A 16390-nucleotide genomic window follows, 5' to 3' on the forward strand; every position below is an offset into this window, starting at 1 on the left:
CGCTTTTATTTTATAGTTTTCATTCTTCCAACCCTTGGGAATTTAACACAAAAAACAGTGCCCTTCCCTGGCTGGGACGTGAAATTAATGCTCCCTTTGTAAGTTTCTACGATATTCTTTACCATTCCCAGACCAAGACCCATCCCACTGGTCTTTGTGGTGAACTTGGGTTCAAAAATCTTGTCCTCAAAATCCTTTTCAATACCAATACCGTTGTCCGCGACGGAAATTTTGACCATATCCCCGTCAATGGCCACGGAAACCAAAATCCTAGGGGAATCATGTTCATCCGGTATAGCCTGGATGGCGTTTTTTACCAAATTGGTAACGACGCGTATCAATTGGGTCCGATCCAATTTTGCAATAATTTCCTCTTCTTCGGCGATAAAATGGATGTAATCCTCATTGAAAATATCCAAAGCGAGTTTTACGATTTTTACAACATTGAGGGTCTCGTTCTGCTGTGCCGGCATTTCGGCAAAACTTGAAAATGCCGAGGCAATGCTGCTCATGGTATCGATCTGCTGGATAAGCGTTTTGGAGTATTCAGCAACTTTTTCGGTAATATTGGGATCCTTGGGGTCAAATTTAAGTTGAAAGCTTTGAACGCTCAATCGCATAGGGGTCAATGGATTTTTGATTTCATGGGCCACCTGTTTGGCCATTTCCCTCCAAGCCTGTTCCCTTTCGCTTTTGGCCAATTTCGCCGCACTTATACTTAGTTCATCAATCATGGCATTGTAGGAGGAAATCAATTTTTCTATTTCCTCACCGGGCTTTTCCAAATGGATTTTCTCGTTCCTGCGGGTAAGGTCCGTACGTTCCATCATATCGCTTATTGCCTCCAAGGACCGCGTTATGTATTTTGATATGAAATAAGCCAACCCAATGGCCAATAGGAACATGAGAAAATAGACGCCGCCCAAGCGCGCCAGAAACTCGTTCAACTCCTTGTCGTTGAACGAATTATCTTCAAAATAGGGCAGGTTCAGTATGCCTATGGGCTTAAAGTGACGGTCCGCTATGTAAGTGTACGAAGCCTGATACTGGTCGCCCGCTGCCTTATTTCTCTCAACATATCTCTTGTCCACACTTGTTTCCAATTGGTTGAGAATTTCAGGGTCAAGACATAAGGAAATAGGGTCATTTTCAATTTTGGGCCTTGAGCTTTTGATCAACTCACCTTCCAAACTATAAATATTAAAATTCATGTTTTGCACCACGGCAATCTCATAAATTTCCTCCTTAAAAATAAGCCCAAGGTATTGCGTAGTAACGGGATAGGTCGTTTTTTGAATGGTCAAATCAATGCTCTGCCTGATTTGCTCCTCCTTGCGTTCCATCCTGTTTTCATGATAATCCCTATTGATTTCCCTAAACTGATAGATGGTAACGCCCAATATAAGTACCGATGCGATGAGCACCAATAAAATCATGGATACGAATATGCGCGACCGTAAAGAGAATTTTCTTAGCAAAGGACTTGTTGTTTTCCCAAAGTTAGCAAATATCGCACCAAAGCGCGTTCAAATTCAGGTTCAAGCGCAAATGTCAAGTTTCCAGTTTCCAGTTTCCAGTTTCCAGTTTCCAGTTTCCAGTTTCCAGTTTCTAGTTTCTAGTTTCTAGTTAAATTATAAAAAGGGAATAGCATAAAATTATTATGCATCGGGATTTTTGTTTCGAATGCGTTTGTAAAGCTTGATTCCCAGCATCAAAAGGATTCCCAAAACAATGATACCTACTACGCCAAAAATCCAATTGAAGGCGCTTTTTAATATGACCAGAAAAACCACCGCAAATAGGATCAGCGTGGCACCCTCGTTCCAAACACGCATATAATTGGAGGAATAGCGTATCTCATCTCTTTGGAATTTCTTAAAGATTAGATGATTCTTTATATGATAGGCAATGAGCAAAACCACAAAACCCAATTTCACATGCATCCAAGGTTGTTGCAACCACTGGGGCATTAAGAGCAATAACCAGATAGCAAATATAGTCGCCAAAATAGCGGAGGGCCAGGTAATGATATACCATAGCCTTTTTTCCATTAACTTAAACTGGGTACTCAATATCTCCCTTTCATTATCAGGTTTCTGTTGTGCTTCTATATGGTAAATAAACAACCTTGGGATGTAAAAAAGCCCTGCAAACCAAGTGATCACAAAAATCAGGTGCAAGGCTTTTATATAATTGTAATATTCGGTCATATTCTCATAACATCAAACTCAAATACAATAATCAAATACAAGTATCAAGTTCAAGTTCAAACACTTATTATTTCTACAACTATTTCACTATTCCACTAACAAACTTATAAAACGGTTACAAAACAAAACCAGAAACGTTCAAAAGAAAGAACTGTTTATGAACTACTTCGGATTTAAAGCCCCAATACCCGCTTCCCAAAGTGCTTTGTTATATGCCGGAATATCGGTATTGAACAAGGCTTCGCCCCTAGCTTTTAATGGTATCCATTGCTGGTCCAATTCCTGCTTCCTGTCCAAATTCGACTTGTTTACCCGTGGAATACTACCACTGGTCTGGTTCAACAAGAACAGATATTCCGCCGTAAACTTGTTGGGGAAATTCTCCACATCGTCATAGGCCTGAGATTTACGCTGTACCATATCGGCGTCCCACACCTTCATTTTTTCCAAAAGAGCTTCACCTTTTGATTTTAAAGCTTCATCGTCCAAATCCGTCAATACTGCTTTCAATTTGTTTTGGACCTTGAAAAGGGAATTGACCATGGTATGCATTTCCGTTATTTTTTGCTCCATGTCAGTCATAAAAGCGTCATACTCCTCAAATTGTCCCGGTTTCATTTCAATGGTAGGTATAGCTTTGATCTCTCCTTTGGTACTCACCATTTCATCGTCAACTTTAAGCGCAATGGTATATGTTCCAGGAATTGCATCATGACCTCTAAAATTTGCCTCAATATACACACCTGGAATGCCAGGTACAATGGTATGGCCCATATCCCACACAAAACGGTTCAAACCTTCATTTTTGGGCAATACAGGTGACGGAGGTGCTCCCCCACCGTTATGTGGTATATAGTCTTTGTCTTTTTCCGAACTAAAACTCCGTATTAATTTCCCTTTTGAATCCCTGATTTCCATGGAAATCTTGGTGGAATCCTTCAATTTTGGCAATTCATAATACAGCACCATACCTTTCGCCGGATTGACCCCGTCAAAGGCATCTGTAGCAGTAAGCTCCTTGGAATTACTGCTCATGGGGCTTCCCCAAGAACCGGCGTAGGCCGCACTTGGCTTCAATAATTTCAACCCCTTTTTGGCTGGTTCATACTGGCTAATGGCATTGATATTGTCCAAAATCCAGAAAGATCGGCCCGAGGTAGCCACAATTAGATCCCCTCTATGGACCTTTAAATCCAACACAGGGGTTACCGGTAAATTCAACTGAAAAGGCTCCCATGCTTTGCCACCGTTCCAAGAAATGTACATACCGAGTTCCGTACCCGCATACAATAAATCTTTCTTATTTTCATCTTCCCGAACCACTCTTGTAAAGGCCCCGTAAGGGATACCAGCACTGATATTGGTCCAGGTTTTCCCATAATCCGTTGTTTTGTAAAGGGCCGGTGTGTAGTCGTTGAACTTGTATCGGGTGGTGGCGATATAGGCAGTTGCAGGGTCGTGAGGTGATACCTCTATAGCATTGATCAAGCATTCGCTCAGTCCCTTTGGGGTTACATTTTCCCAGGTTTCACCACCATTTTTGGTAATATGTACAAGACCATCATCGCTCCCGGTCCAAAAAACACCTTTTTCGTGCGGGGATTCTATCAAATAGGCCAAGGTTCCGTAGTTTTCTGCCCCAACAGCTTCATTGGTGTAAGGTCCGCCACCGTTTCCTTGCTTTGCATCGATATCTCTTGTCAAATCCGGGGAAATCTCCTCCCAACTAACACCCATGTCGCGGGTTCTCAGCACCAATTGTGCGCCATGGTAGTACGTTCCCGGTTCGTGGATGGAACCTATGATCGGGGCATTCCAGTTGTACAGATATTTCATGTTCCTGGCTTCCCTTCCCAAATACTGTATGGGGGCCGCCATAATGTTGGTAGAACTTTTAGTTTCCGTATCAAGCACTTCGATAGTTCCCAAATAACTTCCGCCCAATACATACCTTGGATTATCTGGGTCAAAGGCCAAAAAGGCACTTTCACCACCGGCAGAATAGGTCCAGTCCTCCTTCGTTATACCGCCCCTTCCCAAGGATAAGCTGGCGATTCGAACCGAAGTGTTGTCCTGCTGACCGCCATAAATATTGTATGGAAACAGGTTGTCAACACTTATTCTATAAAACTGTGCCGTTGGCATATTATCCTGCGCCGACCAAGTTTCTCCATAATCAAAGGTAATGGTAGCGCCTCCGTCATCGGCCATCACCATGTTTTTGGAATTATCCGGGTTTATCCACAAATCGTGTGTATCCCCATGCGGTACATCAATGGTTTCCCAAGTCTTCCCGCCGTCTTCGGAACGGAACATATTGGCGCTTAGCACATAGACGGTATCCTCATCATTTGGGTCGGTAAAAACCTCAATATAGTACCAAGCCCGCTGTACCAATCTGTTGTCTCCGCTCACCATGGTCCAGGATTCCCCCGCATCGTTGGATACGAAAAGTCCCCCTTTGTCCGCATTGGAATCACTTTCTATCAATGCGTACACTTTATTTGAATTAACAGGGCTTACCGATATGGCCATTTTTCCTTTTTCCTCTGGAAGACCCTCATGGATTTTTTTCCATGTCTCTCCGGCATCGGTGGATTTGTACAGGCCACTTCCTTCCCCGCCACTGATTACAATATTCGGTTTTCTCTGATGCTCCCACATGGCAGCATACATAATTTCAGGATAGTTGGCATCCATAGAAAGTTCTACCGCACCGGTCAAATTATTTACGAACAAGGTGTTCTTCCAAGTCTTGCCTCCATCAACGGATTTGTAGATACCTCTTTCGGGATTGCCTTCAAAAAGTGCTCCTTGGGCAGCTACATAAACAATATCGGGATTTGTTGGGTGAATGATGATCCTGGAAATATGCTGGGTCTTTTCCAATCCTAAATGTTGCCATGTCTTCCCTGCATCGGTGGACTTATATACCCCATCACCGTAAGACGTCATCACTCCTCTGGGGGCATGCTCGCCCATGCCGCAGTATAGAATGTTGGGATTCGATTTTGATACCGCTATGGCTCCTACGGAACCGGTTTTGAAATATCCGTCGGATATATTTACCCATTTCTGACCGGCGGTCTCGGTCTTCCAAAGTCCGCCTCCAGTTGTACCCATATAATAGGTCATGGGATCATTCACCACGCCGGAGGCCGTAACCGAACGCCCACCTCTAAAAGGTCCTATATTGCGGTATTTCATGGGTTTGAAATACTCATTTGCCGATTGGGCAAAAGTGGCACTGCACGCGAGCAGCGTCAATAATACTAGATATTTGCTTTTCATTTTACGTAATTGGTTTACTCCTTTTTCGAGTTCTATTTTTATCGACTTGTGTTAGTTTAAGATCCGTGAACCAAAGCTTCTCGACTCCGCTCGAAGTGACAGTTGTAGTTCAGTTAGTCCTTATTCTTAAAATTGGTTTCATTTTTACATACTGAGAATAACCTTAATAAATCATAGTCCCCATTTGCTAATGCCATTTTCTTCGCCCTACTCCATTTCTTTATTCTCTTTTCAAATTTTTCCGCTTGTTCAAATTGCATAAATTCTTGATGCCATATGATAACAACAGGTCGGCGTCTAGAAGTGTATGAATTATCGTTCAAACCGTAGTTGTGTTCTCTTGTTCGTCTTTCTAAATCATTGGTTAAACCTATGTAAATGCTTTGATCAGCACATTGCGCCATATAAACATAATAATATCGCATTTAACCTATTTAAAACTAAAAGACTGTCAGGTCGAGCGTAGTCGAGACCCATGTTCCGGGGCTTCTCGACTCCGCTCGAAGAGACAGGTGCCTTTTATTTAGTCCTCTAAAAACAAATAATTCAATTTTAAGTCATTGAAAGCGGCATTGAACGCTTTGAGCTCATCAGACATCACCGCATCAAACTTGTCCAATTCCTTGTTGATAGCAGCTGTGAGCTCATTCTTAACGGCAATGTCCTGTTCCGTGGGAGGAAAGTCGTCAATGGCGACCAGACTGTTCAAATGTCCCAATTTGTTGGTCAACTTAATGGGGAAATTCAATGGATCTTGCCTACTCCTATTCTTGGTCTGGTACAAAGCCTTCTCGACCTCGCCCAAGCTTTCCTTCATTTTTTTGGCCTTTTCGATAAGCTCTTTGGTAGACTCGTTATCCGCATATTGCTTGCTAAAAGCATCCAACTGTGCGGTGACATTCCTAATCTTTTCTATGGATTTATGGGCCTTATCTATGGTCGTGTTGATATCGGTAATAAAATCATATTGCTTTTGCATATCGGCCACCGATGCCTCGGCTCTTGGGTCTGGAACTATCTTGAAATCCTGCGTGCTAGTTGAACCGTTTACGTTCAAATGAACCTTGTAGTTTCCGGGAACCGCCTTGGGACCATCCAAATTGGCCCACCAGAGTATCATGCCGTCCAATAATTTGGCTCCTTTGCCCCGAGTGTCCCAAACAAAGGTATTGCCCCCCTTTTTTACCTCTAGTTTTTGGTCCTTTTCCTTCGTAAAGTTATTATAGGTGGCCAAGGTATCCCCGGCCATGGAGGTATAGGTTAGATGTACACTATCCTTTTCGCTGAGATTCTTTAAATAAAAATGAGTCACCACACCGTTAGGGTGGTTTTGTCCCGACGTCTTGGAAGGTCTGCTAGATGCCCTCCCTTTAGTACGATAGGAATCTTTTGGCTTGTAAAGAATTTGTTCAGAGGATTTTTTACCTTCCTCCAATTGATGCAATACGGTTAGATCATCGATCATCCAAAGACTTCTCCCTTGGGTGGCCACGATTAGATTATCGTCCTTGATGGTCAAATCCGTAATGGGCACAATTGGTAGGTTCATTTGGAAGGAATTCCAGTTGGCACCATCATCAAAGGAAATATACATTCCTGTTTCCGTTCCTGCATATAACAACCCTTTTCTTTTGGGGTCTTCCCGAACCACCCGGGTAAAATGTTCTTCATTTATCCCATTGGTAATTTTAGTCCAAGTCTGGCCATAATCCGTTGTTTTATATAAATAGGGCTGGAAATCACCCAGTTTATAACGGGTTGCTGCTACATAACAAGTACCCTCATCAAAAGCGGAAGGTTCAATGCTATTGATCATGTTCCACTCCGGCATATTGGATGGGGTAACATTTTCCCAAGTTTCGCCCCCGTTCTTAGAAATGTGGATCAGTCCGTCATCGCTACCCACCCAAAGCAAGCCTTCCTTTAACGGACTTTCATTGGCGGTAAAGATGGTACAGTAGTATTCAACACTTGTATTATCTTGGGTAATGGGCCCACCACTAGAACCTAACTTGGTAGGGTCGTTTCTGGTAAGATCCCCACTCAACACCTCCCAACTCTGACCTTCATTGGTGGTCATGTGCACTTGATTGGAAAAGGTGTATAATTTGTTGGGGTTATGCCTACTGAATAAAATTGGGAAATTCCACTGAAAACGATATTTCATTGCCTCGGCACCAGCACCCATGGGGTTGTCGGGCCATACGTTGATGCCCCTAACGGTACCTTTTTCATGGTTCACGCGGGTAAGGAAGCCATCGTAACTACCACCGTAAACGATATCATCATTCTCCGGGTCTACGGCGATCCAAGCGGATTCCCCTCCTGCGGTTTCCTCCCAATCGTCCTCCGTGATGGCGGAACCATCGCTTCTGTGATTGACACGAAGTGTGGAATTATCCTGTTGCGCCACATAAATTCGGTATGGAAAATGATTGTCCGTAGTCACCCTGTAGTACTGTGCCGTAGGTTGGTTGTAATAGGTACTCCAGGTCTCCCCGCCGTCATAGGAAATTTGCGCACCCCCGTCATCACCAATGATCATTCGCTGACCGTTCTCAGGCGATATCCAAAGATCATGATGGTCGCCATGCGGGGCGTTAAAGGACTTAAAAGTCTTACCTCCGTCCATGGATTTGTGATAGCTTACGTTCAAAACATAGACGACATCGGCATCCTGGGTATCTGCATACACACGGGTATAATACCATGCCCTTTGTCTCAAATTACGATCACTATTGACCAAGGACCATTTTTTACCACCGTCTTCGGAACGATACAAACCGCCCTTTTCCTTATTTTCGACAATGGCCCAAACCCTCTCCGAATTCTTGGGTGATACAGCTACCCCTATGATTCCCAAGGTATCTTGTGGAAAACCTTCGTTCTTGGATATCTCAGTCCACGTTTCACCACTGTCCGTACTTTTCCAAAGAGCGGAACCTTCCCCTCCACTGCTTAAACTGTATGGGGTTCTTTGGGCTCTCCAAGTGGAAGCATACAAAATCCTTGGGTTGTTTGGATCAAAGGTCAAATCGACCGCACCCGCCTGTTCGTTTACGAAAAGGACTTGTTTCCAGGAGGCACCACCATCGGTACTTTTATAGATACCTCTTTCTTTTGTCGGCTTATAAATATCTCCCAATACCGCTGCGTATACGGTGTTATAATCGGTTGGATGCACCCTTATTCTTGGTACATGCCTGCTTTTTTCCAAACCGGCCTTTTCCCAAGTTTTACCGCCATTTACGGTTTTCCAAATGCCATACCCTGAAGAAACGTTACCTCTTAGGGTCTTTTCGCCACCGCCCACATAGATTACATTCGGGTCGCTTTTCGCCACCTCCACTGCACCGATACTTCCACCAAAATAACCATCGGATATGTTTTCCCAGGTACGGCCGCCATCCAAGGTCTTCCAGACTCCGCCACCGGTAGCCCCAAAATAAAATAGATTGGGCTCTCCCGGCACGCCTGTGACCGCAGCCGATCTTCCCCCACGATAAGGACCTATGCTACGATATTCAAGGCTGGAATACAATTCCTGCGGATATGAAACTTCAACACTTTTTGATTTGTTTCTACGCTGTCCTTCCGTTGTAATGGGCAGCAATAATAGGAAAAGGGCCATGAGGCCCGTAAAGGAGTAATTGGATTTCATTTTCAGTTCTTTGAATTAGTCGACTCTAAATTTAAGAAAAGCTTTTAATTCAACTTAGGATAAAATGTAAAAAGAACTGGAATTTAATGAGCATCCTATTCTAATGCAAAATCATCAGAAACATATTCAATCCAAAAACTCCAGGCAAACCGGATTGGGCAAAGCCATTTCTTCCAGAAATTCTAAGGCGCCTTGCTCTTGATTTCTTTTGAAAACAACAATATTGCTGCTTTTTTGGTTCGCCACCAATAAAAATCTACCACTTGGGTCTATAACAAAATTACGGGGCCAATCCCCTCTAACGGATTCCCTGCCCACCAGACTCAAGGAACCTGTTGCTTTGTCCACTTTAAAAATGACGATGGTCTGTTCGCCACGGTTGGAGCCATACAGGAATTTACCATCGGGGGACAAATGAATATCGGCAGAGTAACTCTCCCCCGAAAAATCTTGGGATAGTGTAGCATGTACTTCTTTTTCCACATAGCTCGAACCTTCCCTTTCAAATACGGTAATGGAGGAATTCAGTTCATTGATGACATACAGATACTTGCCATTTTGACCAAAAGTAAAATGCCTTGGCCCGGCTCCATCGGGTAGGTCAATGGAAGCTCGTTCGTGTGGAACATACATACCATTTGCCAATTTGTATCGCTTAACCGCAACCAATCCCAAATCGGCAATAAATAATCCATCTTTGATAAATTCAGCGGAATGAACATGAGAAACCTTAACTGTGTCTAGACTTTTATGATCAATGATTTGTGGATTGCCTTGTAAACTTCCAGAATCGTCCAAATCAAAAATAGTGGCACTACCACCGGTATAACTGGAAACAGCCAAATTTTTACCATCATCTGAAACAGCAATATGACATGGATGGGCACCCACGGTAGCCACACCCCCTTTTTGAACAAGCTTACCATTTATGAGCTCATAGGCCGTGACGCCTCCTGAATTATTTTCAAAGGAATCCGTTTCAAGCACGGAGTAGAGGATAGAATTATCCGGGGCGAATTTTATGTAGGATGGATTTTCAATGGTTGCCGCCAATTGTTTGTCCGTAAGGGCTCCCGTATTGACATTGAACGTAAATTTATAGATCCCTTTACTCTCACCATTCGTATAAGTCCCTACATATAAATTGTACATAGCTTGTTCTGTATTGGTATTACATCCCATCAAAGAAAGCATGCTTAAGCATAGCATGATAATTCTCAATTTTTTCATTTGCACAAAAAATTTACCTAAATGTAGTCACTTCTTGTGAAATCGACATAGCCCTAGAAACTAAGTATCGATTTTGGAATGCGTTTCTCGTTTCTTGTACGCGCGATATTCTTTGGACGATTTTTTCAAATCGATGATGGCAAGCACCATGAGAATTAACAACACTAATGAAACTACGACTAAAACTATGTACAACATGGGGGATGTATTTCCTTTTTAGACCCCAAATGATGTGAAATGTCACTATTTAATTCAAATTAAATAGGACATAAGTCCCCTAAGAATAGAAGACAATTATTCCCGCCTTACACCAATGTTGTCTTAATTTCCCGTCTCAAAAAATAGCCTGTGACGATTGTTGCCAACACATCGGCAATAGGAAAGGAAATCCAAACACCCAGTTCCCCATAAACTTTGGGTAAAATCAGGATTAATGGGATAAAGAAAAAACCTTGTCTGGAAAGGGTGAGCAACAGTGCGGGTATGGCCTTCCCTATAGCTTGAAAATAGGCCGCCCCTATTAACTGTAATGCTATTATTGGGGTTGCCGCAAAAACCCAACGCATGGCATTTGGGGCATTTTCCATGACAAAGGCATTTGTTTCCAAATCATGGGCAGACATGCCAGGTTTATCGCTAAGGAAGAGTGCGGTAATGGCCTCTGGGAATATCATAAGACCTATGAAAACCACGGTGGCCAAAACAGAGGCATAGGTAATGGCCGTATTAATCGATTTTCGTACCCTTTGGTATTTTTTAGCCCCATAATTGAATCCGGCTATGGGCAAAAATGCTTGGGTTACCCCAAATACAGGGAAAAGGGCAAACATCAACATTCTACCGATGATAGCATATACCGCCACCATGGCTTCGCCACCAAGGGTGAAAAGAATGTTGTTCATGATCAAATAGATAATACTTACTACCGCCTGCCTTGCCAGTGTCACAAAACCAAGAGAACCTATTTCCCCTACAACAGGAACATTCAATCCTAAATGCTTCCATTGGACTTTCATTTCTGAGTATTGCGAGAAGAAAAAGTATCCTACGTATAAAAAACACAAAACATAGCCTATTGTAGTGGCCCAAGCGGCACCGGCCATCCCCCAATCAAAAACATAAATAAACACATAGTCCATGAGTAGGTTTCCTACAGAGGGTATGATCATGGCTATCATGGCGAATTTTGGTTTGCCCTCCGCCCTTATAACGGTATTCCCCATCATACAAAGTGCCAAAAAAGGTACTCCGTACAGCACAATGGTATAGTAGACCTTGGCCGGATCGTATATTGCTCCTTTACCCCCAAAAGCGGGAATGATGGACTCCAACAAGGAAAGCCCCATAACTACCATCGTTATGGTGATACCCAACGTAAGGGTGATTTGGTTCCCAAAAGTGGTAAAGGCCTTTTCCTTATCATCAGCCCCAAGAGCTCTTGAGATGATACTCGATCCACCTACACCAATGGCCATACCCAGAGCTCCTATAAAAAATGATACCGGCAGTACCACGTTTATGGCCGCTATGGCAATGGAACCGATCCAGTTTCCCACAAAAATGGAATCGACCAATACGTTCAATGACATCACAAGAATTCCAATACTGGCAGGCACTGCCTGGGCTACCAAGAGTTTTCCTATGGGCTGTTTACCCAATTCTTCCGATGTGAATTTGGCCATAGGCCTGATTTATTGAATTTTAATAAAAGTGTGGTCAACCTTAGTGGTGAGGTAAAACCCCTACCTTTTGCCATTCCTCGATCCATTGCGCCATCAAGGAGACCCAAGCATCATTGTCATTTAAACAAGGTATGTGTTTGTAGGCTTCTCCCCCAGCTTCCATAAACTGGTGTTTCCCTTCCATGGCGATTTCCTCCAAAGTTTCCAGACAATCCGCCACAAAAGCCGGGGTAACCACCGCCAATTTCTTCTTACCTTCTTTTGGAAATCTTTCAAACTCAAAATCCGTGTAGGGTTTTAACCAAGGATCGTTGGGCAAACGTGATTGAAAGGACACGCTTACTTTATCTTCCGGTAGGTTCATCTGGTTACGGACCAGTTCGGTCATTTTATAACATTGGTGGCGATAACAGGTATGGTGCGCTACGGAATTTGTATGGCAACAGGAACCATCAATTTTACAATGGAACTTGGTTGGGTCTGATTTTCGGATGTGCCGTTCCGGAATTCCGTGATAGGAAAACAGAATATGGTCATATTCAAAATCCTTCAAGCCCTCTTTTATGGAATCTGAAAGAACCCTAATATAATCGGTGTTTTTATAAAAAGCAGGTAATGTCGTGATTTTCATTTCAGGAAAAGATGCATCCTGCACTTCCAGGACCTTGACCACAACAGTTTCATAAGAGGACATGGCATAATGCGGATAAAGCGGTACCAATAAAACCTGATCTACACCTTTATCCTTTAACTCCTGAAGGGCACCTTTAATGGTCATGCTCCCATATCGCATGCCCAGAGCCACTGGAAGTTCCGTTTGTTGGCGGAGCTTATCCGTAAACCGTTCTGAAAGGACAATCAAAGGGGAACCTTCTTCCCACCAAATCTTGGAATAGGCCTCGGCCGATTTTTTAGGTCGGGTTTGCAAAATGATACCCCGCACGATGATATTCCGCAACACTTTTGGAACATCTATAACGCGTTCGTCCATAAGAAACTCGTCCAAATATGGTTTTACGTCCTTTGCGGTGGGACTATCAGGGGATCCCAAATTAACCAGTAAAACTCCTTTCATTACCTAAAATTGAATTATGAACTGCAAAAATAACACTTGATATGCGATGATATTTTAATTTAGGGCATTAGTTTTCTATACCACCATAAAGTCCGTCGATTTATTTCACTATTATTTTGTGGGCTACCAAATTTTAGTATGTTGTACCCAAACTTGGAGCTATGGATACAGTTTTCGAAGATATTCCCAGGGAATCGTTGATTTATTTAGGTATTTCGTTCGCGGTTTTCCTCGTAATCTATTGGGTTACGCTATTTGTATTGCGAAAATTTGGTAAAGACCCCAGGTATTTGGTTCCCGAGGGGGTCATGAAAAGAGTGGCCTTTCCCATTTTTCTCCTATTTGTTTCCATTGTGGTCCGCATGACTTCCTTTAGACAATTATTGGGTATGGAAAACGAGGAATACTGGTTCAAAAAGGCCAGTGCCCTTCTTTTCATATTCGCTATGACTTGGCTTATCATTGGAATCCTAAAAGTGGTCAAGCAACTCATCATCCACAATTATGATGTAAACACGGAGGACAATCTTAAGGCCCGAAAAATTTATACACAATTCAATATTTTGGAACGAATCATCATATTTATTGTTGTAATTCTGGCCATTGGGGCAGTCCTTATGAGTTTTCAGGAAATCAGGGAGGTAGGGGTGAGTATTTTTGCATCGGCCGGGGTGGCAGGTATCATCATTGGTTTTTCGGCCCAAAAACTTATCGGAACCGTATTGGCGGGCATACAGATTGCCATTGCCCAGCCCATAAAGTTGGATGACGTAGTTATCGTAGAAGGGGAATGGGGCCGCATCGAGGAAATCACTTTAACCTACGTGGTGGTAAAAATTTGGGACAAACGCCGTCTCATTGTACCTACGCCTTATTTTATTGAAAAACCTTTTCAAAACTGGACCAAAACTTCCTCCGACATTTTGGGCACCGTTTTTTTATATACCGATTACAAGGTTCCTTTTGATGCTTTACGTGAGGAACTGACCCGGATTTTGGAAAATACCGATTTATGGGACAAGGAAGTAAATGTGCTACAAGTGACCGATAGCAAGGCCAATTATGTAGAGATAAGGGCTTTGATGAGCGCCAAGGATTCGCCAACGGCATGGGATTTGAGGGTACATATACGAGAAAAATTGATATCTTTCCTTCAAGAGAATTATCCGGAAAGTATTGTTCATAATAGGATTTTGATGGATAAACTTAATGAGGATAATTCAAACGAAAAAAATCAACAATGAAACACCTCTTAATCTTCACCCTTCTATTTTTATCCTGTGCGATAGAGGCTCAAACTATCACCTGCTCTCCGTTGGACAGGCAGGCCGTACAGACTAAAATTGATGAGACCCAAGGTTTGGAACAACCTGATTTTGGACAAACCTTAGTCGCCGTAGGCAAAACCTTTCTAAAGACGCCATACGTGGCCAAAACGCTAGAAATTGGGGATACGGAAACCTTGGTAGTCAACTTACAGGGCTTGGACTGTACCACGTTTGTGGAAAACGTTCTTGCATTTTCATTGATGCTGAAAGAGGGTAAAACCTCATTTGATGATTTTACAAAGAATTTAGAAACCATTCGGTATAAAGATGGAAACCTTGAAGGTTATACTTCACGACTACACTATTTTTCTGAGTGGATTGCCAACAATGCCGAAAAAGGCTTATTGAAGGACATAACGGGAGAGATTGGTGGAAAAGAAATCACCAAGGATATCAACTTTATGAGCGAACACAGGGACCTCTATCCTTTTTTGGCTGACGATACCAATTTCGAAAAGATAAAGGCTTCCGAAAAGTATTTGAACAGTCAGCCCATTTGTGTCCTGGCCCAAGACCAGATTGCCGAAAACGAGCATTTGATCCAATCCGGCGATATCATTGCCCTTGCAACCTCCATCAATGGACTGGATGTCACCCATACAGGAATTGCCACCAGGGAAGCCGATGGCAGAATTCATCTATTACATGCGTCCACCGGATCCATGGAGGTGGAAGTTTCGGAAAAACCGCTAGCAGAATACTTGATAAAAATAAAAGGGAATACAGGTATTATGGTGGCAAGGCCACTATAAGAATAAAAAATAAAAACCAACCATTGGGTTTGTTCCCGCAATTAGAAAAGGCAGAAGTCTTTTTGAATATACCGGAAACTAACTAGGTTTTATCGATGAACAGCAAAAATACCTCTAAAACTCATTGTCCTTATTTCGAATACAAACTACTTAGTTTGTTAAATTCAAGTACTACTCGCCAACGCCATCACATATTTCTTGGGCGTTGTCCCATACTTTTTCTTAAAAGCGGCGATAAAATGGCTTGAGGTACTATACCCAATTTTCAACCCGATCTCGTTCACGTTGTATTGTCCGGATTCCAGTAATTTCCTGGCATGTTCCATTTTATAATCGAAGAGAAAGCTGTAAACGGAATCGCCATAGATTTGCTTAAATCCCTCTTTTAAACGCTTTAAGCTCAGGCCTATTTCTTTGGAAAGCTCGGTCAAGGTCGGTGGTTCGGCCATATTGGAAATAATGATTTCCTTGGCCCTTCGGATCCGTTTCACGTTATCCTCGTCTACTAGAAACGGACACTGTTCTACATCGGCATCCGTATTTTTATTAAAATAAAGAGCGATCAATTCATATATCTTGCCTTTTAAATAAAGTCCTTTTATCGTTGGATGCAGATTGTAGTTAATGATCTGACTCAAAACCACAGCGATTGGGGGCGATACCGGTTCCTGTGCATAATACTTCTTTTCCTGGTTCTCTTCACTAAGAAAGGGAATATAACCGGCCTCATCTGAAAACAAGGAATGAAATTTACGGATACTCATTACCACGGTAACCATCCATGAATTTGGGGCCAACATAAGGTTCAAAGGCAAATCCAATTGCGTATTATAAAGCAACAACGAATTCTCCTCGGATACCTCCAAGGCATAGGTTCCTTGGTTAAAAACAAACTTCCCACCTCCTTTTAAACAGAAGTGGAATTGGATATAACTGCGGTTGATCTCGCGTGTGACGTTCTTTGTTTCTGAAGTATTGTTCTGAATTTTAAGTACATAAAATCCATTTTCTATTAGTAGTTCCTCGAAGGAACCTTGGGCGATGTTTTTGCTTTCCATACTTTCGCAACTTAAATGTTATTATTTAGAATCTATCTAAACAATAACGATAGAAGATTTTCGTTAGACGTTGTAAAAATAGGGGTTTTGAGCCGATTTATAT

General features: G+C 42.5%; 11 protein-coding genes. 2 read left to right on the top strand and 9 right to left on the bottom strand.

Annotated features, from left to right (window positions below; all coding sequences use genetic code 11):
- Positions 1-5: 5 nt before the first annotated feature.
- The 8 genes from BFP75_RS14785 to hemH all read right to left on the bottom strand — a co-directional run bounded on the left by BFP75_RS14785 (position 6) and on the right by hemH (position 13149).
- Positions 6-1436: a sensor histidine kinase gene (locus tag BFP75_RS14785; RefSeq protein WP_099546134.1), complete on the bottom strand. Its 1431-nt coding sequence runs from the start codon at positions 1434-1436 to the stop codon at positions 6-8.
- A 222-nt stretch (positions 1437-1658) separates the two neighbouring features.
- On the bottom strand, positions 1659-2210 hold the full coding sequence (locus BFP75_RS14790) for a CopD family protein (protein WP_099546135.1): 552 nt from the start codon (positions 2208-2210) through the stop codon (positions 1659-1661).
- 162 nt (positions 2211-2372) lie between these two features.
- On the bottom strand, positions 2373-5501 hold the full coding sequence (locus BFP75_RS14795; RefSeq protein WP_099546136.1) for a WD40/YVTN/BNR-like repeat-containing protein: 3129 nt from the start codon (positions 5499-5501) through the stop codon (positions 2373-2375).
- A 113-nt stretch (positions 5502-5614) separates the two neighbouring features.
- Positions 5615-5926, bottom strand: a complete 312-nt coding sequence (locus BFP75_RS14800; protein ID WP_165776612.1) for a GIY-YIG nuclease family protein — start codon at positions 5924-5926, stop codon at positions 5615-5617.
- A gap of 98 nt (positions 5927-6024) precedes the next feature.
- Positions 6025-9132 (bottom strand): WD40/YVTN/BNR-like repeat-containing protein, encoded by a 3108-nt coding sequence (locus BFP75_RS14805; RefSeq protein ID WP_410504089.1) that lies wholly within the window; start codon positions 9130-9132, stop codon positions 6025-6027.
- 156 nt (positions 9133-9288) lie between these two features.
- Complete coding sequence (locus BFP75_RS14810; protein WP_099546138.1) at positions 9289-10392, bottom strand: lactonase family protein; 1104 nt, start codon at positions 10390-10392, stop codon at positions 9289-9291.
- A 305-nt stretch (positions 10393-10697) separates the two neighbouring features.
- Positions 10698-12074 carry an MATE family efflux transporter gene (locus BFP75_RS14815; RefSeq protein ID WP_099546139.1) on the bottom strand — a complete coding sequence of 459 codons (1377 nt, stop codon included), beginning with the start codon at positions 12072-12074 and terminating at the stop codon, positions 10698-10700.
- Positions 12075-12114: 40 nt separating this feature from the next.
- Positions 12115-13149, bottom strand: a complete 1035-nt coding sequence (gene hemH / locus BFP75_RS14820; protein WP_099546140.1) for a ferrochelatase — start codon at positions 13147-13149, stop codon at positions 12115-12117.
- A 161-nt stretch (positions 13150-13310) separates the two neighbouring features.
- On the opposite strand from hemH, the gene BFP75_RS14825 reads away from it, so the two are divergent.
- Positions 13311-14393, top strand: coding sequence for a mechanosensitive ion channel family protein (locus BFP75_RS14825; RefSeq protein WP_099546141.1), 1083 nt, complete (start codon positions 13311-13313; stop codon positions 14391-14393).
- Positions 14390-15229 (top strand): N-acetylmuramoyl-L-alanine amidase-like domain-containing protein, encoded by an 840-nt coding sequence (locus BFP75_RS14830; protein ID WP_099546142.1) that lies wholly within the window; start codon positions 14390-14392, stop codon positions 15227-15229. Before BFP75_RS14825 ends, BFP75_RS14830 begins: the two co-directional genes overlap by 4 nt.
- Before the next feature lie 164 nt (positions 15230-15393).
- Here the strand turns inward: BFP75_RS14830 and BFP75_RS14835 are convergent, their stop codons facing one another.
- Positions 15394-16287, bottom strand: coding sequence for a helix-turn-helix transcriptional regulator (locus BFP75_RS14835; protein WP_099546143.1), 894 nt, complete (start codon positions 16285-16287; stop codon positions 15394-15396).
- Between the last annotated feature and the right edge of the window lie 103 nt (positions 16288-16390).

Source organism: Maribacter sp. 4G9, from assembly GCF_002742265.1.
GTDB lineage: Bacteria > Bacteroidota > Bacteroidia > Flavobacteriales > Flavobacteriaceae > Maribacter.

What these genes read in the sequence shown, in the direction of transcription:
- BFP75_RS14785 (WP_099546134.1), bottom strand. Translation starts at nt 1,436, where the DNA reads ATGATTTTATTGGTGCTCATCGCATCGGTACTTATATTGGGCGTTACC.
- BFP75_RS14790 (WP_099546135.1), bottom strand. Translation starts at nt 2,210, where the DNA reads ATGACCGAATATTACAATTATATAAAAGCCTTGCACCTGATTTTTGTG.
- BFP75_RS14795 (WP_099546136.1), bottom strand. Translation starts at nt 5,501, where the DNA reads ATGAAAAGCAAATATCTAGTATTATTGACGCTGCTCGCGTGCAGTGCC.
- BFP75_RS14800 (WP_165776612.1), bottom strand. Translation starts at nt 5,926, where the DNA reads ATGCGATATTATTATGTTTATATGGCGCAATGTGCTGATCAAAGCATT.
- BFP75_RS14805 (WP_410504089.1), bottom strand. Translation starts at nt 9,132, where the DNA reads ATGGCCCTTTTCCTATTATTGCTGCCCATTACAACGGAAGGACAGCGT.
- BFP75_RS14810 (WP_099546138.1), bottom strand. Translation starts at nt 10,392, where the DNA reads ATGAAAAAATTGAGAATTATCATGCTATGCTTAAGCATGCTTTCTTTG.
- BFP75_RS14815 (WP_099546139.1), bottom strand. Translation starts at nt 12,074, where the DNA reads ATGGCCAAATTCACATCGGAAGAATTGGGTAAACAGCCCATAGGAAAA.
- hemH (WP_099546140.1), bottom strand. Translation starts at nt 13,149, where the DNA reads ATGAAAGGAGTTTTACTGGTTAATTTGGGATCCCCTGATAGTCCCACC.
- BFP75_RS14825 (WP_099546141.1), top strand. Translation starts at nt 13,311, where the DNA reads ATGGATACAGTTTTCGAAGATATTCCCAGGGAATCGTTGATTTATTTA.
- BFP75_RS14830 (WP_099546142.1), top strand. Translation starts at nt 14,390, where the DNA reads ATGAAACACCTCTTAATCTTCACCCTTCTATTTTTATCCTGTGCGATA.
- BFP75_RS14835 (WP_099546143.1), bottom strand. Translation starts at nt 16,287, where the DNA reads ATGGAAAGCAAAAACATCGCCCAAGGTTCCTTCGAGGAACTACTAATA.